The 21,649-nt window shown below is 56.3% G+C and carries 20 protein-coding genes; 15 read left to right on the top strand and 5 right to left on the bottom strand.

Annotated elements, in window-relative coordinates; genetic code table 11:
* Positions 1-66: 66 nt before the first annotated feature.
* The 4 genes from ACNKU7_RS09980 to ACNKU7_RS09965 all read left to right on the top strand — a co-directional run bounded on the left by ACNKU7_RS09980 (position 67) and on the right by ACNKU7_RS09965 (position 3,060).
* Entirely contained in the window at positions 67-420 is a 354-nt protein-coding gene (locus ACNKU7_RS09980; RefSeq protein ID WP_418296824.1) for a PilZ domain-containing protein, read from the top strand.
* A 128-nt stretch (positions 421-548) separates the two neighbouring features.
* Positions 549-1,325 (top strand): TatD family hydrolase, encoded by a 777-nt coding sequence (locus ACNKU7_RS09975; protein ID WP_418296823.1) that lies wholly within the window; start codon positions 549-551, stop codon positions 1,323-1,325.
* A 36-nt stretch (positions 1,326-1,361) separates the two neighbouring features.
* Positions 1,362-1,991 (top strand): dUTP diphosphatase, encoded by a 630-nt coding sequence (locus tag ACNKU7_RS09970; RefSeq protein WP_418296822.1) that lies wholly within the window; start codon positions 1,362-1,364, stop codon positions 1,989-1,991.
* 88 nt (positions 1,992-2,079) lie between these two features.
* Positions 2,080-3,060: a malate dehydrogenase gene (locus tag ACNKU7_RS09965; protein WP_418296821.1), complete on the top strand. Its 981-nt coding sequence runs from the start codon at positions 2,080-2,082 to the stop codon at positions 3,058-3,060.
* Positions 3,061-3,167: 107 nt separating this feature from the next.
* Here the strand turns inward: ACNKU7_RS09965 and asnS are convergent, their stop codons facing one another.
* Positions 3,168-4,568: an asparagine--tRNA ligase gene (gene asnS / locus ACNKU7_RS09960; protein ID WP_418296820.1), complete on the bottom strand. Its 1,401-nt coding sequence runs from the start codon at positions 4,566-4,568 to the stop codon at positions 3,168-3,170.
* 478 nt (positions 4,569-5,046) lie between these two features.
* Between asnS and ACNKU7_RS09955 the strand changes: the two genes are divergently transcribed.
* The 6 genes from ACNKU7_RS09955 to ACNKU7_RS09930 all read left to right on the top strand — a co-directional run bounded on the left by ACNKU7_RS09955 (position 5,047) and on the right by ACNKU7_RS09930 (position 10,472).
* On the top strand, positions 5,047-5,568 hold the full coding sequence (locus ACNKU7_RS09955; protein ID WP_418296819.1) for a DUF2244 domain-containing protein: 522 nt from the start codon (positions 5,047-5,049) through the stop codon (positions 5,566-5,568).
* Positions 5,569-5,695: 127 nt separating this feature from the next.
* Positions 5,696-6,172, top strand: a complete 477-nt coding sequence (gene bcp / locus ACNKU7_RS09950; RefSeq protein ID WP_418296818.1) for a thioredoxin-dependent thiol peroxidase — start codon at positions 5,696-5,698, stop codon at positions 6,170-6,172.
* A gap of 373 nt (positions 6,173-6,545) precedes the next feature.
* Positions 6,546-6,992 carry a helix-turn-helix domain-containing protein gene (locus ACNKU7_RS09945; protein ID WP_418296817.1) on the top strand — a complete coding sequence of 149 codons (447 nt, stop codon included), beginning with the start codon at positions 6,546-6,548 and terminating at the stop codon, positions 6,990-6,992.
* 133 nt (positions 6,993-7,125) lie between these two features.
* Positions 7,126-7,458 (top strand): preprotein translocase subunit YajC, encoded by a 333-nt coding sequence (gene yajC, locus ACNKU7_RS09940; RefSeq protein WP_418296816.1) that lies wholly within the window; start codon positions 7,126-7,128, stop codon positions 7,456-7,458.
* 113 nt (positions 7,459-7,571) lie between these two features.
* Positions 7,572-8,591, top strand: coding sequence for a D-cysteine desulfhydrase family protein (locus ACNKU7_RS09935; RefSeq protein WP_418296815.1), 1,020 nt, complete (start codon positions 7,572-7,574; stop codon positions 8,589-8,591).
* A gap of 222 nt (positions 8,592-8,813) precedes the next feature.
* Complete coding sequence (locus ACNKU7_RS09930) at positions 8,814-10,472, top strand: alanine/glycine:cation symporter family protein (RefSeq protein ID WP_418296814.1); 1,659 nt, start codon at positions 8,814-8,816, stop codon at positions 10,470-10,472.
* 95 nt (positions 10,473-10,567) lie between these two features.
* Here the strand turns inward: ACNKU7_RS09930 and ACNKU7_RS09925 are convergent, their stop codons facing one another.
* Positions 10,568-11,902: a glutamine synthetase family protein gene (locus ACNKU7_RS09925; protein ID WP_418296813.1), complete on the bottom strand. Its 1,335-nt coding sequence runs from the start codon at positions 11,900-11,902 to the stop codon at positions 10,568-10,570.
* A gap of 219 nt (positions 11,903-12,121) precedes the next feature.
* On the opposite strand from ACNKU7_RS09925, the gene ACNKU7_RS09920 reads away from it, so the two are divergent.
* From ACNKU7_RS09920 to cysB, 5 genes are all read left to right on the top strand, one after another.
* Positions 12,122-13,429: an NAD(P)/FAD-dependent oxidoreductase gene (locus tag ACNKU7_RS09920; protein WP_418296812.1), complete on the top strand. Its 1,308-nt coding sequence runs from the start codon at positions 12,122-12,124 to the stop codon at positions 13,427-13,429.
* A gap of 125 nt (positions 13,430-13,554) precedes the next feature.
* Positions 13,555-15,924 carry a TonB-dependent receptor gene (locus ACNKU7_RS09915; RefSeq protein ID WP_418296811.1) on the top strand — a complete coding sequence of 790 codons (2,370 nt, stop codon included), beginning with the start codon at positions 13,555-13,557 and terminating at the stop codon, positions 15,922-15,924.
* 106 nt (positions 15,925-16,030) lie between these two features.
* Positions 16,031-16,711, top strand: a complete 681-nt coding sequence (locus ACNKU7_RS09910) for a TetR/AcrR family transcriptional regulator (RefSeq protein WP_418296810.1) — start codon at positions 16,031-16,033, stop codon at positions 16,709-16,711.
* Positions 16,708-17,616 carry a 5'-nucleotidase gene (locus ACNKU7_RS09905; protein WP_418296809.1) on the top strand — a complete coding sequence of 303 codons (909 nt, stop codon included), beginning with the start codon at positions 16,708-16,710 and terminating at the stop codon, positions 17,614-17,616. The genes ACNKU7_RS09910 and ACNKU7_RS09905 overlap by 4 nt, the downstream gene beginning before the upstream one ends.
* 174 nt (positions 17,617-17,790) lie before the next feature.
* Positions 17,791-18,765, top strand: coding sequence for an HTH-type transcriptional regulator CysB (cysB, locus tag ACNKU7_RS09900; RefSeq protein ID WP_418296808.1), 975 nt, complete (start codon positions 17,791-17,793; stop codon positions 18,763-18,765).
* A gap of 39 nt (positions 18,766-18,804) precedes the next feature.
* Here the strand turns inward: cysB and ACNKU7_RS09895 are convergent, their stop codons facing one another.
* From ACNKU7_RS09895 to ppsR, 3 genes are all read right to left on the bottom strand, one after another.
* Complete coding sequence (locus tag ACNKU7_RS09895; protein WP_418296807.1) at positions 18,805-19,083, bottom strand: hypothetical protein; 279 nt, start codon at positions 19,081-19,083, stop codon at positions 18,805-18,807.
* A 199-nt stretch (positions 19,084-19,282) separates the two neighbouring features.
* Positions 19,283-20,620 (bottom strand): aminodeoxychorismate synthase component I, encoded by a 1,338-nt coding sequence (gene pabB, locus ACNKU7_RS09890; RefSeq protein ID WP_418296806.1) that lies wholly within the window; start codon positions 20,618-20,620, stop codon positions 19,283-19,285.
* Between the two features lie 169 nt (positions 20,621-20,789).
* The gene (gene ppsR, locus ACNKU7_RS09885; protein WP_418296805.1) at positions 20,790-21,629 is read right to left on the bottom strand and encodes a posphoenolpyruvate synthetase regulatory kinase/phosphorylase PpsR; all 840 of its coding nucleotides are present in this window, start codon (positions 21,627-21,629) and stop codon (positions 20,790-20,792) included.
* Positions 21,630-21,649: the final 20 nt, after the last annotated feature.

Below are 21,649 nucleotides of genomic sequence, written 5' to 3'. Positions count from 1 at the left end.
GAAAGTAGACATGTTGACCACGGGCGCGGTACCTTACCGGGATAACGAGAATTTTAGGGGTTCGATATGAAAGGAATGGGTGGCGGCGCCCGCAACGGCATCCTGTCGCTGAAGATTCAGGACAAGTCAGTGCTTTACGCGGCATACATGCCGTTCGTTAAGAATGGTGGCCTGTTCATCAACACGGACAAGTCGTACAGCCTCGGCGATGAGGTTTTCCTGCTTTTGAGCCTGATGGATGAACCGGAAAAGCTGCCGGTTGCAGGCAAGGTCGTATGGATTACCCCCTCGGGCGCTCAGGGCAACCGGACACCGGGTATTGGTATCCAGTTCAACGACAAGGAAAACGCTGCCCAAGCCAAGATCGAAACTGTCCTCGCGGGCTCCCTGGAGTCCAGCCGGCCGACACACACACTGTAGCCGTTGGCCGATAGCCCCTGAATGGGGGCTGGCCAAGTGGCCGGCCAGTCTATTAACACACCGCCCCCGTGCGGTGTGAATCTGTATAATCCTCCGCTCATTTATCACAATCCTCAGGGCTGAATTTCATGCTGGTTGACTCTCATTGCCATCTGGATCGACTCAAACTGGATCAATTTGACGGTGATCTCAGTCGTGTGCTGGAGCTGGCGCGCGAGCGTGGGGTTGGGAAGTTCCTCTGCGTTGGTATCAGCCTGGAAAACGTGGACAGTGTGGTGTCATTGGCGTCGGAATACGATGACGTGGTCTGTTCTGTCGGCGTGCACCCTCTGGATGTTGACTCCGGGCTTGCTGATATCGACACGCTGGTATCTTTTGCGGCAAAACCTAAAGTGGTAGCGCTGGGCGAGACCGGCCTCGATTATTACTACAGCACCGAAACCAAAGCGGTGCAGCAGCAGAGCTTTGTCGCGCACCTGCAGGCAGCGGGGCAGGTGGGACTCCCGGTGATCGTGCACACGCGTGACGCACGGGAAGATACCATTGCCCTGATTCGTGAACACGGCAGCCGCGAGCACGCTGGTGTTCTGCATTGCTTCACCGAAAGCTGGGAAATGGCGAAAGCCGCGCTCGACCTGAATTATTACATTTCCCTTTCCGGAATCGTCACATTCAAAAATGCCGAAGCGCTGCGCGATGTGGCCAGGCAGGTGCCACTTGACCGCTTGCTGGTTGAAACCGATTCCCCTTATCTTGCGCCGGTGCCTTACCGGGGCAAGCCGAATATCCCGGCCTATGTCCGTGAAGTTGCGGAATTTATCGCCGAGCTGCGTGGCATCGCCTACGAAGAATTGGCGGAGCGCACCACGGAAAACTTCTATCGACTTTTCCCTCGGGCAGCCTGATACGCCATCGGCCCGAGCCAAACAGGAATTACCAAGATGCAACAGCAACTAGAGACAATGTTGTCGCTTCAGGACGAGATCAACACGCTCGTCAACAGCGATTGGCGCGGCCAGAATTTTGCCTGGTATCGCGCAATTTGGGTGGAAAGCGCAGAGCTCCTGGATCACTACGGTTGGAAGTGGTGGAAAAAACAGGAGCCCGAAATGGAGCAGGTAAAGCTGGAGCTGGTGGATATCTGGCATTTCGGTCTGAGCCTCGAGCTGCAGCAGGGGACACCGGCACAGGTTGCGGAAAAAATGCAGGCCGTGCTTGCCGCCACTGATCGCTCCGCTGCGGATTTCAAGGAAGACCTCGAATCTTTCACGCTCAACACTCTGTCGACCAAGCAGTTTGACCTGAATGGCTTCGCTCAACTTTTGACCGACGTCGATATGACTTTCGATGATCTTTATCGCCGCTACGTGGGCAAGAATGTGCTGAACCGCTTCCGTCAGGACAACGGCTACAAGGATGGCAGCTACCGCAAGACCTGGGCCGGGAAGGAAGACAACGAGCACCTGGCGGAGATCGCGCAAGGTCTCGACACCAACGCGGCCGACTACAGCGCACAGCTTTACCGTGCTCTGGACGGGCGCTATCAGGAAACAGCAGCATCATTGGCCTGACAAATTTGGTCTGATACTGACTAATGTCTGATGAAATTTATTTGCAAGGCCCTATAATGCGGGCGCCTGAAAACAACGGAGATTAATCGTGAAAGCACCTGTTCGTGTTGCAGTTACCGGCGCTGCCGGCCAGATCAGCTACTCGCTGCTGTTTCGCATCGCCTCTGGCGAAATGTTGGGCAAAGATCAGCCGGTTATTCTCCAGTTGCTGGAAATTACCCCGGCACTGGAAGCCCTGAAGGGCGTGGCGATGGAACTGGAAGATTGTGCATTCCCGCTGCTGGCTGGAATTGTGCAGAGCGATGACGCCACCGTTGCCTTTAAAGACGTTGAGTACGCACTGCTGGTTGGCGCGCGCCCGCGTGGCCCCGGTATGGAGCGTAAGGATCTTCTGGAAGCCAACGCCGCTATCTTCTCCGCTCAGGGTAAAGCCCTGAATGACGTAGCCGCGCGCAATGTGAAGGTTCTGGTTGTCGGTAACCCGGCCAACACCAACGCACTGATTGCCCAGCGCAATGCGCCGGATCTGGATCCGCGCAACTTCACCGCAATGACCCGCCTGGACCACAACCGTGCGCTGACCCAGCTGGCAAACAAGACCGGTTCCACGGTTAATGACATCACCCACATGACCATCTGGGGCAACCACTCTGCTACCCAGTACCCGGACCTGCACCAGGCTAAAGTCAACGGTGCTGCGGCCATGGATAAAGTGGAACAGGAGTGGTACGAGAGTGACTTCATCCCGACTGTTCAGCAGCGTGGTGCGGCCATCATCAAAGCTCGTGGCGCTTCCTCTGCGGCATCTGCTGCGAATGCTGCCATCGACCACATGCGTGACTGGGCGCTGGGCACCGCTGAAGGTGACTGGACCAGCATGGCTGTATACAGCGACGGTTCCTATGGCATCCAGGAAGGCCTGATCTACTCCTTCCCGGTTACCTGTAAGAACGGCGACTGGGAAATCGTACAGGGTGTCGACATCAACGAATTCTCCCGCGAAAAGATGACTGCTACCGAGCAGGAGCTGGCGGAAGAGCGTGATGCCGTAGCGCACCTGCTGCCTTGATCCTTTACTGACGGGGTACCGACTACGCGCGTACCTTGTTAGTAATCAGGAAGCAAAAAAAACCCGCATGTTTATGCGGGTTTTTTTATGGCCGTAGTCCGGGAAAATCAGAACTTGGCGTTGCGCGGAGTACGTGGGAACGGGATGACATCGCGAATGTTACCCACGCCGGTCACATAGGAAACGATACGGTCAAAGCCCAGGCCGAAACCACCGTGCGGAACGGTGCCATAGCGACGCAGGTCTCGGTACCAGTCCAGATGCTCTTTGGGTACATCCATTTCATCCATGCGCGCATCCAGTTTGTCCAGGCGCTCTTCGCGCTGGGAACCGCCGATGATTTCACCGATACCCGGTGCGAGGATGTCCATCGCCGCCACGGTTTTACCATCGTCGTTCATGCGCATGTAGAAGGCTTTGATGTCCTTCGGGTAGTTCAGCACGATGACGGGCTTCTGGAAATGTTTCTCTGCCAGATAGCGTTCGTGCTCGGAGGCCAGGTCGATGCCCCAGGACACCGGGAACTCAAATTTCTGGTCGCACTTCTCAAGGATCTCGATGGCTTCGCAGTAATTGATGCGGGCGAAGTCGTTATCAATGATGTTCTCGAGACGGGAAATGGCATCCTTGTCGATGCGCTGGGCGAAAAATGCCATGTCGTCTGGACGCTCTTCGAGCACTGCCCGGAACACGTATTTCAGCATTTCTTCCGCGAGATTCGCACAGTCGGCCAGATCGGCGAAGGCGATCTCCGGTTCCACCATCCAGAATTCGGCCAGGTGGCGGGTGGTGTTGGAGTTTTCTGCACGGAATGTCGGGCCGAAGGTATAAACCTTGGACAGGGCAAGGCAGTAACTTTCCACATTGAGCTGGCCGGAAACCGTGAGGAAGGTTTCTTCACCGAAGAAATCCTTGCTGTAGTCCACGTCGCCCTTGTCGGTAAGCGGCAGGTTGGTCTGATCCAGGGTGCTGACCCGGAACATCTCGCCGGCACCCTCACAGTCGGAGGCAGTGATGATCGGCGTGTGAATGTAGTTAAATCCGCGCTCATGGAAGAAGCGGTGGATCGCCTGGGCGATACAGTTACGCACCCGCGCCACGGCGCCGCTTACGTTGGTGCGCGGGCGGAGGTGGGCATACTCACGCAGGTGTTCCATGGTATGGCGCTTGGGCGACATGGGGTAGGTGTCGGGGTCTTCTACCCATCCGACCACCGTTACGCTGCTCGCCAGCAGTTCAATGGCCTGGCCTTTGCCCTCTGACGCTTTGATGGTGCCTTCAATATCGACGGCGCAACCAGTGGTCAGTCGCAGTACTTCAGACTGGTAGTTATTGATGCTGGATTCGACGACGACCTGGATCGGATCAAAACAGCTTCCATCGTGTACGGCGAGAAAGGAGAGGCCGGCTTTAGAGTCCCGGCGGGTGCGGATCCAACCCTGAATGCGCACGGATTCGCCTTCGCGCTGGCTGGTCTTCAGTAGCGTATCGATAGATTCAACTTGCATAGGATGACTCTTGTTGTGTTTAGGCCTGCTCGCGGCCGGGGGTGTTGGCGGCCTGAGCAGTTTGCCGTGGCTTGTGGCCACGGGTTCCCGAATTGGATGACGCCGGCATCTTGCCGCCTCATCGGGGGAAAATCCAGCCCTTGAGGGCATTGCAGTTCGCCGAATGTAGCTGCGAGCGCGGTGTAGATGCCGGTGCCGGGCGTAGTCTTGCGAGACCTCCCGTGAAAGGGAGCTTGCGGAAGAACCCACGTGGATGGGCTGGCGGCGTGTCTCGCAGGATCGCGCCCGTTAATCCCGGCCCCACAAAGGGTTGCTGGAGCAGCACAACTGGCACCCGGGTGAGCGTGTTTGCAGGGGATTATAGATGAGTTGCCAGGGAGGTACGGGTGGGCGAGAGGTCTTGCACCAGGATTGTGACCCTTGGTTCAAAAACCGCCTGTCCTACACTGAAGTGGTCACAGTGGTGGAAGTCCTAGCCATGGTTAAACAAGTTGGTGACGCCCGCGGGCGCCGGGCCTGTATCCTGCTTGCGCCCAATCAGTCCCTCTCTTTTTCCGGCAATCTCTGGGTGTTTATTTCCCTGGTGGCAGTGTCGCTCGGGATCAGCATCGCCTTCGCACTGATTGGCGCCTGGATGGTGATTCCGTTCGCTGTGCTGGAGGTCATTTTGTTGGCGGTGCTGTTTGGTTACGTGTACCTGGAAAGTACCCGCAGGGAAGTGATCCGTATCAGCGATGATCGCGTAATGCTGGATTCAAGTCGTGGAAACCTGAGTAAGCCCGTGTATCACGCAGAGTTCTCAAGGGACAGCCTGTCCGTTTTGGTTCGGATGGGGGAGGTTCCCTCTGAGCCGGCATGCCTGACATTTACAGGGCCGGAGGGGTGCCTGGAGGTTGGGGATTTTCTGACCGACGAGGAGAAGGCGGCGCTGGTTGATAAATTGGGGGACTGCGGCATTTGTGCCCGCAAGGAAAAAGGTTTCCAGTTGCGGGAATTCTGATTGCCGTCGCCGGGTTGGTATAGAGGGTGTTTCGTGGCCTGCGGATGCAGGCCTGTTTCGTTATAATCGCGCCAACCTGGTGGGCGTGTGCCACCAATTCAGGTGATTAATTATTAGGGGAGGGATCATGGCGTTTCCAAAGATCGGCAATCTTGCACCGGCATTTACGTTGAATAATCAGGCGGGTGACAAGGTGGCGTTGAAGGATTTTCGAGATAAAAAGAATGTCGTCCTGTATTTCTACCCCAAGGCCCTGACCCCGGGCTGTACCACACAGGCCTGCGGTATTCGTGATAGCGCCATGGAGTTTGCCAAGCGCGATACTGTGGTTTTGGGTCTGAGCCCGGATCCGGAAAGCAAGCTGCAGAAGTTTATCGACAAGCACGAGCTGAATTTTGACCTGCTTGCGGATGAGGATCACAAGGTTGCCGATAAGTACGGCTGCTGGGGCATGAAAAAATTCATGGGGCGGGAGTTCATGGGGCTCCTGCGCACAACCTTTATCATTGATAAAAGTGGCCGACTGCGTCATATCATCGATAAAGTGAAGACCAAAACGCACCACGATGATGTGTTGGCCTGGATTGATGAGAATCTGTCCTGATTGCCAATAGTCAGTAATGGCAGTTGGTTCATTGCCGGCTGCCCGACTATTGATCACAAATGGTCCGGCAGGCAATCCGACAAGCGTGAACGGGTCGAAAAAATTTTGCTGTCGTCCCTTGCATTGTCGCAGTATGGTCTATACTGGCTTGTGTAAAGGAGCGCCGCCCAACCGTCTAACCCGGAGCGATTGTGTGTGGTGCGAGGAAGTTGTATAAGAAGTCAGTACTCCGGGGAGGCTTCATTGCCTGTTTTCAGGTGCGCCCCCGCACCCAGGTAGTAGCCAGCATAGCTGGCAGTGGTAAATAGGGACTCGCAGGAAGCGGGCGTAGAACAATAACCGCGGCTCAAGGAACCCATCAAGGAGCAGCTCAATGAACCAAATTCAGCCAGATCAAGCTTCGCTCTCAGAAGATAAGCCTTTGCAGCAGGCCAGGTTGTCGGGTGACCCCAACATCCTGGATCAACTGTTGGCTCCACCGGAAGCCACCAGTTTTGGCATTGCTGCCCGGGTGATCGATGTATTGGAACAACGGATTGGTAAAGCATCACTGGCAATTCGTCCGGTTGCATCGGATCTCAGTATGTCCACCCGTACCCTTCAACGTCGTTTGCAGGAACACAACCTGAGTTTTGCATCACTGCGCGATCACGTGCGTTTTCGTCATGCGGTGCACTTTCTCAAGGATACTGCGCTCAGCGTGGACGGTATTTCCCGTATTCTCGATTTTTCCGACCGAACCAGTTTTACCAGTGCGTTCAAGCGCTGGACCGGTATGTCGCCTACAGGTTATCGCCGCCAGGTTCGCCAGCGGTTCTGACCAGCACCAACTGATCAACCTCGCATCACGTAATCCAGAGCAGCTGTTCACGCAGCTTCTCTGGATTGCCTATGTCTGATAAAGCCGTTAGAGTTGGCGGCTGATTTCTGCCAATTCTACTGAGGTTTGAACCATGGATTTCTTTATTCCCGCTGCAGTGGCGCAAACAGCTGCACCGGCTCCCCAGGGCAACCCGCTGGTAACCCTGCTGATGTTCGCCGGCCTGTTCGTATTTATGTGGTTGTTTATCATTCGGCCACAGCGGAAGCGTCAAAAAGAGCACCAGGAATTGGTTGGTGCCCTGAAGAAGGGTGATGAAGTCGTAATGACCAGCGGCATGCTGGGCCGTGTAGAGAAGGTGGACGACGATTACCTGGTACTTGAGGTTGCTGAAAACATGAAGCTCAAGTTCCAGAAGGTCGCGGTTCACGCGGTTTTGCCGAAAGGCACCATCAAGAACATCTGATGCCCGTTAGCTCCGTGGTAAACGTTGCCCGGGGATTAGTTAACGAAAAAAGCCCGGCTTGGCCGGGCTTTTTTGTTTGTGCTTTGAAATGCTTTTCGGAAATGGAGTAGAAAATGTCGATTGCATACCCAGACAGGGTCAAGCTTGCAAATGTACCGACCCCGCTACAGCCGCTGGATCGAATTTCCCAACTGTACTCGAAGCCCTACGGAGGGCCGCGACTATGGGTTAAGCGGGATGACCTCACTGAAAGCGCGATGTCGGGCAATAAGTTGCGCAAACTGGAGTTCATCATTGCCGAAGCACTGGCCACGGGTTGCGACACTTTGATTACCTGTGGCGGTGAGCAGTCAAATCACTGCCGGGCCACGGCGCTGGCCGCTGCAAAAATGGGGCTGAAATCACACCTGATCCTTCGCGGAGGAGCCGCGCCAGTGAGCGGGGAGGATGCGGATGGCAACTTGCTGGTGGATTACGTGGCTGGAGCCAATGTGTCCATTTACCCTTTGCGGCAATATCTGGATGAGCTTCCGGCGCTTTTCGCTCACTGGGCGCGCCACTATGAAACAATGGGTGGGCGCGCGTTGTGTATTCCTACTGGAGGCAGCGATGGTCTCGGAATCTGGGGCTATATTCAGGCTGCGGAAGAGTTGGCGCAGGATTTCCAGCAACATGACATTGAACCAGAACATATCGTGTGCGCGACGGGAAGCGGCGGAACCCAGGCCGGGCTTACCCTGGGTGGGTATCTGCTGGGGGCAGGCTATCAGGTTACCGGATATGCGGTATGCGATGATAATGACTACTTTGTTCGCAAAGTAATCGATGACGTGAGCGACTGGTGCCGTCGCTATGACAAAACGCTGGCGCCTGAGCGTTTGAATATTGCGGTGAACGACCGCTACATCGGACCCGGGTATGGTGTCGCTGATGCGGCGGTATACGAGACCATCGCCAAATTGGCGCAAACCGAGGCCCTCTTACTGGATCCGGTGTATACAGGCAAGGCTTTCCATGGTCTTCTGGAGGAGATCAAGGCCGGCACCTATGAAGGATGCCGCGACCTGGTGTTTGTACATACCGGCGGACAGTTTGGTGTTTTCCCGCATCGCGCACATTTCCAGCGACCGTGAAGCGAGCGGGGCGGGTAAAGACATTTTGCGATATAAGCATCTATGTTGATAAATTAATTGCCAGTTTGGTTATTTCTTGGCAGAAATGGAGGCTATCTTGCTGATATTTAGCGGATTACTGTTCTCGCGTAACGTAAGCTGCTAATCTGCCGATCAGCTTGAAGTTGCCCATTTTGGGCGGCTAAAGATTAATCAAAAAATAAATATGAAGTGGGGGTTAGTTTGGAATCCTTCAATCAGTTGTTATTAACTCTGGATGGCCTGTTGGGGTCAGCACCCTGGTTTCCCTGGGTGCTCTTGGGAGTTGGTTTTTTCTTCACCTTGTATCTTGGGTTTCCGCAGATCCGCTACTTTGGGCACGCCATCAAGATTGTTCAGGGCAAGTACGACAAGCCTGGCGATCCCGGCGATACCTCCCACTTCCAGGCGTTGTCCACCGCGCTGTCCGGCACCGTAGGTACCGGTAATATCGGTGGCGTGGGCCTTGCGATTTTTCTTGGTGGGCCGGCAGCGCTGTTCTGGATGTGGGTGACCGCATTTTTGGGTATGACAACCAAGTTTGTCGAAGTGACCCTGTCTCACAAGTATCGCATCAAGGCTGCTGATGGCTTCTATGCCGGTGGCCCGATGTTTTACATGGAGCGCAGACTGAATATGAAATGGCTGGCGGTGATATTTGCCATCGCCACCGTCATCAGTTCTTTTGGTACCGGCAGCCTGCCCCAGGTCAATAACATTGCACAGGCGATGTACGACACTTTCGGCCTGAACAAAATGCTGACCGGTGGCGTGCTGGCCATTCTGCTGGGGATGGTGATTATTGGCGGCATTACCCGTATCGCCAAGGTAACCTCGACAATTGTACCGGTGATGGCAGCGCTCTACGTGATCGGCGCGCTCGCGGTGATCCTGTATAACTACGAAAATATCATCCCTTCTTTTGCCTCGGTGTTCTCTGGTGCGTTCAATGGCAGCTCGGCCGCCGGCGGCTTCCTCGGGGCAACTTTCGCATATGCCTTCAACCGTGGTGTTAACCGCGGCCTCTTCTCGAATGAGGCGGGGCAGGGTTCGGCGCCGATTGCGCACGCCGCGGCGCGTGCCGATGAGCCGGTGTCTGAAGGTATGGTCTCCCTGCTTGAGCCGTTCATTGACACGCTGATTATCTGTACCCTGACGGGGCTGGTGATTCTCTCTTCCGGGGTCTGGACTGAAAAGCATATGAACCGCTTTGAGCGTGCAGACATGATCGTCGTGGCTGGAAGCTACTCCGACAAGGAAGAAGTGGACGTGAACCAGCTGTTCGGCTTCCTGAATAGTAGGAACTCTGAGGTTAAGCCGTATACCGGTACTGTGGTTGTGGCTGATGGTCGCCCGCTGAACCAGGATGAATTCACCATTATCAATGCCCGTTCTGTGGCGGAAGATGTTGAATTCCGTGTTGCCGATGATAATTTCAGCGGTGTGCTGAACGTCAATGAAGGGCGCTTCGTAAACCCGAATGTCGATGTCTGGGGCAACTCGCTGTTGCACTCCGTGGCGTTGACCAACCGGGCTTTCCAGCGTGGTTTCTTCGGCGATTTTGGTAGTTACATTGTGACGCTGGGCATCCTGCTGTTTGCATTTTCAACGGCGATTGCGTGGTCCTACTATGGTGACCGCTCAATGATCTACCTGTTTGGTCCCAAGGCGGTAATGCCGTACCGTCTTGTGTATGTGGTGGCCTTTTTCTGGGCTGCTGTGGAGGATACGACCGTAATCTGGAACCTGTCTGCTGTTGCCATCGTATTGATGACGCTGCCGAACCTGTTCGGCATCTCCATTCTTGCGAGGGAAATGAAGGATACCGTTAAGGATTATTGGAAAGATCCCAGCCACAAATAACCTGTGCGTTGCCCGGATTAAATGCCGGGCAATAAAAAACCCGGCCTAGGCCGGGTTTTTTATTTGCTGTGATAGCAAACCGGAGAGTTATCGGTTTACACGTTCAGCAGGAGGTATTCGCGTTCCCAGGAACTGATCACGCGGTTGAACTCTTCATACTCGTCGCGCTTGATAGCGGCCCAGGCACGCACGAATTTCTCTCCGAACATTTCCGACGCTTCAGGGCATTCCGCCAGCAGGTTGAGTGCATGTTCCTGGGTGCGGGGCAGGGTGATGGGCTCGGACGCGCAGCTGCCCTCGTAAGGCTCGCTTGGCTTGACCTTGTTCATCATGCCCAGGTAACCGCAGGCCAGAGAGGCAGCGATTGCCAGGTAGGGGTTGCAGTCGGCACCGGGGAAGCGGTTCTCCAGGCGTTTTCCCTGAGGCGAGCTGTCCGGTACCCGCAGGCCGCAGGTGCGGTTGTCGTAGCCCCAGTGCAGGCTTGTGGGCGCTGCCATTTCCGGCGTGAACCGTCGGAATGAGTTTACGTTCGGGGCAAAGAAGGTAATAAACCCTGGGGTATATTCCTGGGTGCCGCCGATAAAGTTCATGAACAGCTCGTTCTCATTGCCGTCGTCATCGACAAAAATGTTTTTGCCGGTTTTGATGTCGATAACACTCTGGTGGAGATGCAGTGCGCTACCGGGCTCATCTTCCATTGGCTTGGCCATGAACGTGGCATAGATGCCGTGGCGCAGCGCGGTTTCGCGTACGGTGCGCTTGAAGGTAAACACCTGGTCCGCAAGTGTCAGCGGGTCGCCGTGGAGGAAGTTGATCTCCATTTGCGCGGTGCCAGACTCGTGGATCAGGGTGTCTACATCCAGTCCCTGGGCCTCACAGAAATCGTACATGTCCTCGATGATGGCCTCATATTCGTTGGCTGCATCGATACTGTAGGACTGTCGGGTTTTCTCGGTACGCCCGGAGCGGCCCACTGGAGCGGAGAGCTTTTCGTCCGGATCCAGGTTGCGCTTAACCAGGTAGAACTCTACTTCCGGCGCTACGACCGGCTTCCAGCCCTGTTCCGCATACTTGTCCAGAACAAATTTCAGGATGTTGCGCGTGCTGATCGGGTGGGGCTTGCCGTCGCGGGTATAGCAGTCGTGGATGATCTGCGCCGTTGGTTCGTTGGCCCACGGGTTCAGGCGGATGGAGTCCGGCGCTGGCACCAGCAGCATATCGGTATCTGCCGGGTCAACAAGCTCGTTGTGCTCGTCCACGTAATCACCGGTAACAGTCTGAACCAGGATACTTTCCGGCAGTCGACTGTCCTGTGTGAGAAATTTATCGGTCGGGGTGAATTTGCCCCGAGCGTTTCCGGCCATGTCCGGCACCAGGCACTCGACCTCAGAAATTGAGTGTTCTGCGAGCCACTGGGTAATTTTGTCCATGTTACACCTTGATTGTGTATGGTCGTCCCCGAAGTGGGGTTTATTAGTATAGAGCCCGCCACGCCGCGACCAGAATGCGACATGTGGGGCGCTGCAGTTTGTCGGAAATTTTTGAGATTGGACACTGCAGGCTTTGATTATGACAAAAACCCGAATTATTATTCAATAAATATTGAATGATAATTCGGTTTTATCCGACCCTTTCCGGAGTTTGCTTACATGTCTTCTAGTGGAACCGTTACCAAATTGCTGGGCCACATCGATTCTTATTACGCCGCGAGTGCCAATTCCGCGCCCCAATATCCAGCACTGGATCAGGAGATCGAGGCGGATGTGTGCATTATTGGTGCAGGGTATACCGGCCTGTCGTCCGCGTTACACCTCGCCGAGCGGGGGTACAAGGTGGTTGTTCTTGAAGCCGAGCGCTTGGCCTGGGGGGCTTCCGGCCGAAACGGCGGGCACGTCGGTGTTGGGCAGCGCAAGGGGCAGGAGGATTTGGAAAAGATGCTCGGCCTGGACACTGCCAAAGCGCTGTGGGACCTGGGTCTTGAAGCTGTACAGCTGGTTGAAGACCTGGTTGACCGGCACCAAATCCAGTGTGACCTGAAGCGGGGAATCATGCACCTGGCGGCCAAGCGCAGCCACAGCGCCTGGTTGAAGGAAGAAGCTGAGCTGCTTCAGGGTCGTTACGGCTACGACCAGATACGATATGCCGAGCAGGATGAGATCCGCACACTCGTCGGTTCCGACCGATTCTATGGAGGGCAGGTGGACAGTGGGTCACTCCATCTGCATCCGCTGAACTTTGCCCTCGGTATCGCGGAAGCTGCCGCGAAGGCCGGCGTGCAGTTTTTTGAGCACAGCCGGGTGACCAGTTATTCCGGTGGATCTCCCTGTACCGTCAACACCTCGAAGGGCAGGGTGCGTGCCGCCAACGTCATACTTGCCTGCAACGGATACCTGGGTGGTCTGGAGCCCCGTTTGGCGGGCAAGATCATGCCGATCAACAATTTCGTATTGGCAACCGAGCCGCTGCCGGACGCCCTGGCACAAGAATTGATAGCGAACGACTACGCGCTGCAAGATACGCTGTTTGTGATCAATTATTGGAAGCTCTCCAGCGATAACCGTCTGGTGTTTGGTGGTGGGGAGAACTACACCTCGCGTTTCCCTCAGGATATTCGTGCGTTCGTGCGCAAATACATGCTGAGGATCTATCCACAACTCGCCGACACAAGAATCGATTACGGATGGGGTGGAACCCTTGCCATCACCCTGAACCGGATGCCCTGCGTTGGCCGTCTTGAGCCCAATGTTTTCTACAGCCAGGGTTACTCTGGCCACGGTGTCCCAACGGCCACATTTGCCGGCAAATTACTTGCAGAAGTTGTTGCCGGAACTGAGGAAAGATTTGATATATTGGCGCAAATTCCAACGCCCAGTTTCCCTGGTGGAACCCTGCTGCGTTGGCCCGGTCTTGTCGCAGGAATGCTCTACTACAGCCTGAAGGACAAGCTGGGCGGATGAATCAAAAAGTTGAACAAAAATTCGGTTTGTGGGATAACGGGCCGACCTATTAAAACGCTGGGTAACGTCCTGAGTGGTAGTAAATGGGCAGAAACCCGAAAAAAAATAACCTACGGGGAGTAACGATGACATTTTCAGACCAGCGATTCGGTGGCAACAAAAACCTGCTGGCCTCCGCCATTGGTGCCGTTGTTTTCACTGTCAGTGCCGGCACTGTCGCCGCGGAAATCGAAGAAGTCACGGTGACTGCGCAGATGCGCGCGGAGTCACTCAAGGATGTACCGATGTCCGTGAGTGCCTTTACCGGCGACACCATCAAGCAGTCCAATCTCACCGACTTCAAAGATCTGTTTGCGATGACCCCGGGAATTTCCGGTGAAACCACAGACTCCTTCTTTGATGCCGTGTCTGTACGTGGCGTAAACAACAACAGCTTTGGCTCCGGCAGTGATCCGGCTCTCGGCGTCTTCCTGGACGGCGTATACCAGAGCCGTACCGGCGCCACCCCGAGCATGTACGACCTCGAGCGCGTGGAAGTGGTGAAGGGCCCTCAGGGAACCCTGTTCGGCCGCAACACGGCGTCCGGTGCCATCTCCATGACCACCCAGAAGCCGGGCGAGACTTTTGGCGGCCAGATTTCAGCGGGTGCCGGTCAGCTCGGCCGCATGAACTTCGAGGGCAGTGTTGACCTCCCGGTAAGCGAAGATTTTGCCGTGCGTATCGCCGGTATGCACAAAGAGCAAGATGGACACGTCAGGAACCTGGCTGGTGGCCCCGACCTCGGCGCGAGCGAAGCCGATGCCATGCGCTTTACCGGTGTGTATACCGGCCTGACGGACACCACCGTGACCCTGATGGCGCAGTATGAAGACCGTGTCAGTGATGGAACCATCTATCGCGCGCTGGCGACCGACGCGAATTACGATGAGGTCTACAACGACCAGCAGGGTACTGATGAGTCCCAGATTGGCGATGCAATCCTGACTATCGAACATCAGATGGGCAGCACTACGCTGACCTCCATCACCGGTTACAAGACGCACGACTACACCTACGTTGAGGACTTCGACGGCACCGCACAGGCAATTGATACCTTTGTGCGGGATCAGTCTGGCGACTTCTTCAGCCAGGAATTCCGTCTGACCTCGGACAATGCCGGCCCATTTAACTGGGTGCTCGGTGCGAGCTACTACCAGGAAGACCTGGATGCGTACTTTGCCGGTGTCGACTCGGAAGATTTCATCTGTGCCGGTGCGATGGCCGTGGACTACGAGCTGGACGTGGACTCCAGCGCGACCTGTGCGGATCTGGCTCTGGCCTACCCGGAGGAAATGGATGATGCCTTCTGGACAGGCGGCGATGCATGGGAATATGCCCCCACCGCCGGTATGCCCATTCCCGGCGGTGTCATGATCGGCGACGGCATGTCCGTGGAGCAGGCCTTCACTCGTGGTGAATATTCCGGCTGGGGTGTGTTTGCGAACACAACGTTTGACCTGACCGACGCCACCAGCCTGGGCCTGGGTGTGCGCTACACCGAAGACCAGAAGACCTACACCGTAGACTCCCCTTGGCCGGACACCTGGACCGGTGGCTGGAACTACCAGGGCATGTTTACTGACGGCCCGATTACCGGCGACAACACCTGGAGCAACCTGTCTGGCCGCTTGACTCTGAATCACGATTTCAGTGACGAGGTTACCGCCTACGCCAGCGTTGCGACAGGTTACAAGTCCGGCGGTTTTGACTATCTCACTTACCGGGTGACCGATCCGGCGTTTGCCGCAGACGACGAAGCCTGGCTGGAAGAGTACGAGTGGACTGTAGATTCCTCCAATGCTGAACCCAATCGCTTCGACGAAGAGCAGGTATTGTCCTACGAGCTCGGCCTCAAGGCGCGCCTGCTGGACAACCGCCTGCACCTGAACGCGGCCGCATTCCAGTACACCTACGATGACCTGCAGCAGGCATTCTTCATCGGTGCTGCGGCGGTCACCCGCAACGTGGGTGAAAGTGAAGGGCAGGGCCTCGAGGTGGATGCCCGCTGGCTGATCACCGATAACCTGGATCTCTACATGGGGCTGGCCTGGCTGAACACCAAGTTCACCGGTGCTCCGGAAGAGCTGTGTGAAGACTGTGATGGTAATGAAATGGCGTTCTCTCCCGAGTTCTCTTCATCCACCGCGTTGACCTACAGTCGTGATACCGGGTTTGGACAGCTCGCATTTACCGCGGAATACAATTTCACCGATGAGCAGTTCTCCGATCTGGAAAACACCGATGAAGTGAAGCTGGAACGCCGCGATGTGGTTAACCTGCGTGCATCCCTGACTTCTCCGGCAGATACCTGGACCGCAGGCGTTTACGTTGAAAACCTCACCGGTGAAGAGTTCTACCATTGGGGTTACGCGGAGGCCGATTACAACCTGCCGGCCACCCAGACCGATCCGTCCCGCGGACGCGTGGCCGGGGTTAGCCTCGACTACCGCTTCTAAGGGTATTGGGTACTCCTTTCTTCATTCTCACAGGATGGACAAAAAAACCGGCGCAATGCGCCGGTTTTTTTGTTAAAAAAGGGGTCTGAAGTGAAAGGAAATCGAAGTGTCGACTGCAGAGCAAAAACGTCGTAAGAACCAGCTGGCCCCCCGGCGGGAACCGGTTCAGGCTCGTGCGCGGGAGCGCGCGAGGCAGATTCTGGATACCACGGGCCGACTGCTGGAGCAGGTGGGGCTCAATGACCTCACCACAATCCTGATCGCCAAGGAGCTCGGCGTTTCCGTCGGATCCGTTTACCACTATTTTCCCAACAAACACGCCATTCTCTACGCCATGGGCGAACAGTGGCTGGCGAGTCTCACTGAGCGCCTGGACGAGCTGGCGGCCAGCGAGCTGGAGCAGCTGAGTCTGGAAGCGTTTCTGGATGAATTGCTTGAGCTCTGGCTGTCGGTTTACCGGGAGCAGCGCGGCCTGTTGCCACTGGTGCAGGCCATGTGGGGCATACCGGAGCTTCACGAACTGGACGAGCGGCACGACGAGCTGGTCATTAACCATTTGGTCGCCATGTTCGAGCGCCTTGGTTTTGCCTGTCCGCCCAACGAAGCCAACCGGCTTGCGAGGGCAACACTGGAAACCTGTCACGCCATTCTGCTGGTGATTGTCAACCAGCAGGGGGTGCGCGCCCAGCGAACCCGCGATGACCTGTCGAGAATGCTGATGGTTCTACTTGAACCTCACCGCAACGAGTCTCGCCCCTCCGGGCTGGATGATGTGGAGGCGCCTTGAGTACTGCTTCGCCGGCGAACAAACTCGTTATTGCCATATCCTCAAGGGCACTTTTTGACCTCCGCGAGAGCCACCGGGTATATGAAGAGCAGGGGGTGGAAGCTTTCGCGGGCTACCAGATTGAGCGCGAGAACGACATCCTGCCGAAAGGTGATGCTTTCGCGCTGGTCGAAAAGTTTCTGCAGATCAACAAGCGGCTCGAGGGCGGCGCCCGCGTTGAGGTCGTGCTGCTGTCGCGCAACAGTGCCGATACCGGCCTGCGGGTATTCAACTCCATCGAGCACTACGGCCTCGATATTACCCGCGCGGCGTTTTGTAATGGCGAAAGCCCGTACCGCTATATCGGGCCGTTTGGCTGCAACCTGTTCCTGTCTACGGACGGGGGCGACGTCCGCCGCGCACTGGAGCAGGGCGTGGCTGCTGCAACGCTGATTGCCGGCGGTGCCCGTGAGCGCGGTGACGATGTATTGCGCTTCGCCTTCGATGGTGATGCGGTGATTTTTTCCGATGAGGCCGAGCAGATTTTCAAGCGCGACGGGCTGGCGGCGTTCACCACGGCCGAGCGCGCGTCGGCCAAGCAGCCGCTGGGGGGAGGGCCTTTCAAGGGGTTTCTTGAGGCGCTGCAAAAGCTGCAGGCGGAATTCCACCCGGAAAGCTGTCCGATTCGTACCGCGCTGGTGACAGCCCGTTCTGCGCCAGCTCACGAGCGCGTAATACGTACCCTGCGCGCGTGGAATGTTCGTATTGACGAATCGGTATTTTTGGGCGGTTTGCCAAAAGGGGAGTTTTTGCGCGCTTTTGGCGCTGATGTTTTCTTTGATGATCAGCCCGCCCACTGCGCCTCAGCTGCGCAGCATGTGGCGACCGGTCACGTGCCACACGGGATTGCCAACCTCGAAGACTGATGTCGGTCTGTTTTCCACGGAAAACTGCACCGGCATCGTATTCCCTGCCGTTTCCGCTTTGTGCTTATCTATTGGCTCATAGATACATTCGCTGCTATGCTTTTCCCGCATAAAGTCATAGGTTTTTTATAACCATTGGTTGGCGCAAAAATAGGCTAAGTACAGGGAGAGACTATGAAGCTGCAGCAGTTGCGTTATATCTGGGAAGTGGCGCATCACGACTTGAATGTTTCTGCCACTGCCCAAAGCCTGTATACCTCACAGCCCGGTATCAGCAAGCAGATCCGTCTGCTTGAGGATGAGCTGGGCGTCGAGATCTTTGCCCGTAGCGGCAAGCACCTCACGCGGGTCACCCCCGCTGGTGAAGCGATTTTGAAAACCGCCGGCGAAATCATGCGCAAGGTGGAAAATATCAAGCAGGTCGCGCAGGAGTTCAGCAATGACAAGCGCGGCAGCCTCGCGATCGCCACTACGCACACCCAGGCGCGCTATGCACTGCCTACCGTGATTAAAAGCTTTATTGCCCGCTATCCCGAAGTTGCCCTGCATATGCATCAGGGAACGCCGATGCAGATCTCGGAAATGGCCGCGGACGGCACGGCAGACTTCGCCATCGCCACGGAGGCACTGGAGCTATTCAGTGACCTGGTGATGATGCCGGTGTACCGCTGGAACCGCTGTATTCTGGTCCCCAAAAACCACGAGTTGTGCCAGCTATCGAAGCTCACACTGGAAGAGGTCGCAAAATACCCGATCGTAACCTACGTGTTTGGGTTTACCGGGCGTTCCAAGCTGGATGAGGCCTTCCTGGAAAAAGGCTTGTCGCCCAAGGTGGTGTTTACCGCGGCCGATGCGGATGTCATCAAGACTTATGTAAGACTCGGCCTGGGTATCGGCATTGTTGCCGACATGGCCGCGGTGGAGGATGAGGACAGTGACCTGGTGGCGCTGGATGCCAGTGAGCTGTTCGAGTCCAGCGTGACCAAGATCGGCTTCCGCAAGGGGATTTTCCTGCGCGGGTTTATGTACGAGTTTATTCAGCAGTTTGCCCCGCACCTCACGCGGGATCTGGTGGATCAGGCGGCCCAGGCGTCCTCGCGCGCGGAGGTCGATGAGTTATTTTCCCACCTTGAGCTGCCGGTGTACTGAGGTCAGCAGTTCGCGCGCTGAGCGTGAAAGGGTTTGCTGTTACTGCAAACCCTTGAGTACTTCCTTGGCGAATTTGAAGTAAACCGTATAGACCTGCGGCTCTTCGCCTTCTTTCTCTACCACAAAGAACGGGGCGCGCTGAACCTGCAGCGACTGGGCCAGTTGCATGCCCGGGCTTTGCGGGTCTCTTTCGTCGGCAATCAAAACCTGATCAAGGTATTGTTCCTGATCGTTTTCCTTCAGCTTCTGCTCTACGTCTTTACATTTCGCGCACAGCGAGCCATCTGCAAGCACTTTCTTAACCAGGGTAATCCGCATCAGTACTGCCTTGTATCCTGTGGCGGCGCCGCTGATCGGAGCCGGTGAGATCTTTTGTTTGGGTGTGGGTGCTGTGACATTGGCACAGCCTGGCGCGAAATCTAGCAGAGCGCTGGAGTTCCGGGAAATATCGAAGGGCAATAAATCTATAACTTTTGTTATTCGTACTTGAATCGAGTGGGGGGTAATCCTCGGGGCTTCACCCCGCGCCGAAGCGGGTTTCCATCGTTTCCAGCAGGATCCGGACTTTGTCCAGGCACTCCTTGTGCTCAGCTGCCGCGTTTGAGTCGGCAATGATGCCGCCCCCGGCAGCGCATTCAAGCTTGCCCGCGCTGGCAGTGAGCGTGCGAATGGCAATGTTCGTATCCGCGCGTCCGCAGGCGCTGATATATCCGATGGAGCCGCAATAAACACCCCGTGGGCTTTGCTCCAGTTCACGGATGACTTCCATAGCGCGCCTTTTGGGCGCACCAGTGATGGAGCCACCGGGAAAACAGGCTGCCAGCACCTCGGAAAACACCACGTTTTTCGGCAGCTGGCCGGTGATGGTGCTGACCAGGTGGTGGACGTTGGCGAAACTCTGCACTGCGAACAGTTCCGGTACGCGCACGCTGCCCCGGCGGCACACTTTGCCGAAGTCATTGCGCAGCAGGTCCACGATCATGAGGTTTTCTGCGCGATCCTTCGGGCTTTTGGCCAGTACCTGTGCCGCTTCCGCATCCCGCTCGGGGTTTCTGTCTCGCGGAATTGTTCCCTTGATGGGTTCGGTTTGCAGCAGGTCACCATCACCGTGAATGAAGCGCTCGGGAGACAGGCTCAGGATCTGGCCTTCCGGCAGCGACATATAAGCTGAGAAGGGGCCTGCGGCGGCTTCCCGCAAGGCCAGGTAGGCGGTTAAGGGGTCGCCTTCGTATTCACTGAAGAAGCGCTGGGTAAAGTTCGCCTGATAGATATCGCCCGCTCGGATATATTCGAGGATACGCTCAATCCGATCTGCGTACTGGGTTTCGGTGAACTCGTGAGCGAAGGGTGCTTTCAGTCGAAACGGCTCGCGATGCAGTGCTCCCTGCCAGTCCAGCGCGCGAAAGCGTGCGATCAGGTCGTTCCGCTGTATTGCGGTACAGGCCGGATGAAACACGAGATGGGACGCTTGCAGTTGATGGTCGACGATCAGCGCCCAGGTGTAGAGCCCGAATGAGGCGGCTGGCAGGAGGGTTGGTCTTGTGTCCGGCGCGAGAAAATTACCGCGATTGCCAAGCTCATACCCGGCGTAACCAATGACGCCCCCACAAAAAGGCAGCTGGGTGTCCATCTCTTGCGGTTCCAGTTCGCACAGAAGGTCATCGAGCTGTATGAAAGGGTCGGGGCAGGCGGCATCGAGGGCGATGCGGGCAATCGGATCGGCACTGAAGATATCGTAGCGCCCGCCCTGCGCCCGCGGGCGACCGGAATCCAGCCAGACGGGCTGCGGCAAATCGGAGATGGCAGACAGTGCTAGCGACGTATTCTCGGCGTATGGCAGGGAGACGATTTGCAAAACTTTTCCCGGACGGATTACTGGTTACATCACCCCGATAGGATGGGGTGCGATTGGGGCGCGCTACTTTACCCGATTTTCCAATGAAATTCCCGCCCCAAGCCGTTGCCAGTATCTGTGTCTGGCCATTACTCGCGGCGGGGAAGGTGCCCGATGTCCAACTTTAAATTTAGCTGATTCTGCGCTCGATCCCGGCCTGTGACATCAATCGGGTGGCCAGTTCTTCCACTGACAGTTTTGTTGCGTCGAGGCAGGGAACCTGTGAGCGACGCAGCATCTGTTCTACCTGGCGCACCTCGAACTCACATTGCTCCGGTGACGCATAGCGACTGTTGGCTCGCCGCTCCTGGCGAATGCTCATCAGGCGGCGGGGGTCGATTGTCAGGCCGAACAGCTTGTGGCGATAGGGGCGCAGGATTTTGGGCAGCGCGGTGCTGTCCATGTCTTCTTCGGTGATCGGGTAGTTGGCTGCGCGGAGCCCGAACTGCAGGGCGAGATACAGGCAGGTGGGTGTTTTTCCGCAGCGGGATACGCCCACCAGGATCACATCCGCACTTTCGAATTCCCGGGTGCGACGCCCATCGTCGTTATCCATCGCGAAATGCACAGCATCAATGCGCTCGCTGTAACGGCGGTCGTCCGCAATGCCATGGGATACACCGACTGTGCGCGCGGGATCCGTGCCAAAGAGGTTGGCCAGAGGTGCCAGATAACTTTCAAAGACGTCGAGCATCAATGCGGAGCTCTGGTGTAGTTGCTGCCGGATCTGGTCGGAAACAATACTGGTGATGATGATCGGCTGGAGGCCGGACTCGGTGGCTGCCGTTTCAATGCGCTGCAGTACCTGGTTCACACGCGCATCCGAATCGACATAGGGCAGGGTGACCTGCTCAACCTGCTGATCCTTGAACTGAGCCAGCAGGCTGTGGCCGATACCCTCAACGGTAAGGCCCGTGCCATCGGAGATGAAAAACGCGGTGCGCTTGCGTTGCGGTTTATTCTCAGTCATTGCCACACTTCTCCTGCGGT

The sequence above is a fragment of the Microbulbifer weihaiensis genome, assembly GCF_048323715.1.
Lineage (GTDB): Bacteria > Pseudomonadota > Gammaproteobacteria > Pseudomonadales > Cellvibrionaceae > Microbulbifer.
Note: the sequence above shows the minus strand (reverse complement) of the source record. Positions and strands in the feature narration are given on the sequence as shown.

What these genes read in the sequence shown, in the direction of transcription:
- bcp (WP_418296818.1), top strand. Translation starts at nt 5,696, where the DNA reads ATGGCGTTTCCAAAGATCGGCAATCTTGCACCGGCATTTACGTTGAAT.
- ACNKU7_RS09895 (WP_418296807.1), bottom strand. Translation starts at nt 19,083, where the DNA reads ATGCGGATTACCCTGGTTAAGAAAGTGCTTGCAGATGGCTCGCTGTGC.
- ACNKU7_RS09955 (WP_418296819.1), top strand. Translation starts at nt 5,047, where the DNA reads ATGGTTAAACAAGTTGGTGACGCCCGCGGGCGCCGGGCCTGTATCCTG.
- yajC (WP_418296816.1), top strand. Translation starts at nt 7,126, where the DNA reads ATGGATTTCTTTATTCCCGCTGCAGTGGCGCAAACAGCTGCACCGGCT.
- ACNKU7_RS09980 (WP_418296824.1), top strand. Translation starts at nt 67, where the DNA reads ATGAAAGGAATGGGTGGCGGCGCCCGCAACGGCATCCTGTCGCTGAAG.
- ACNKU7_RS09975 (WP_418296823.1), top strand. Translation starts at nt 549, where the DNA reads ATGCTGGTTGACTCTCATTGCCATCTGGATCGACTCAAACTGGATCAA.
- ppsR (WP_418296805.1), bottom strand. Translation starts at nt 21,629, where the DNA reads ATGACTGAGAATAAACCGCAACGCAAGCGCACCGCGTTTTTCATCTCC.
- ACNKU7_RS09935 (WP_418296815.1), top strand. Translation starts at nt 7,572, where the DNA reads ATGTCGATTGCATACCCAGACAGGGTCAAGCTTGCAAATGTACCGACC.
- ACNKU7_RS09920 (WP_418296812.1), top strand. Translation starts at nt 12,122, where the DNA reads ATGTCTTCTAGTGGAACCGTTACCAAATTGCTGGGCCACATCGATTCT.
- ACNKU7_RS09915 (WP_418296811.1), top strand. Translation starts at nt 13,555, where the DNA reads ATGACATTTTCAGACCAGCGATTCGGTGGCAACAAAAACCTGCTGGCC.
- ACNKU7_RS09945 (WP_418296817.1), top strand. Translation starts at nt 6,546, where the DNA reads ATGAACCAAATTCAGCCAGATCAAGCTTCGCTCTCAGAAGATAAGCCT.
- ACNKU7_RS09970 (WP_418296822.1), top strand. Translation starts at nt 1,362, where the DNA reads ATGCAACAGCAACTAGAGACAATGTTGTCGCTTCAGGACGAGATCAAC.
- ACNKU7_RS09925 (WP_418296813.1), bottom strand. Translation starts at nt 11,902, where the DNA reads ATGGACAAAATTACCCAGTGGCTCGCAGAACACTCAATTTCTGAGGTC.
- asnS (WP_418296820.1), bottom strand. Translation starts at nt 4,568, where the DNA reads ATGCAAGTTGAATCTATCGATACGCTACTGAAGACCAGCCAGCGCGAA.
- cysB (WP_418296808.1), top strand. Translation starts at nt 17,791, where the DNA reads ATGAAGCTGCAGCAGTTGCGTTATATCTGGGAAGTGGCGCATCACGAC.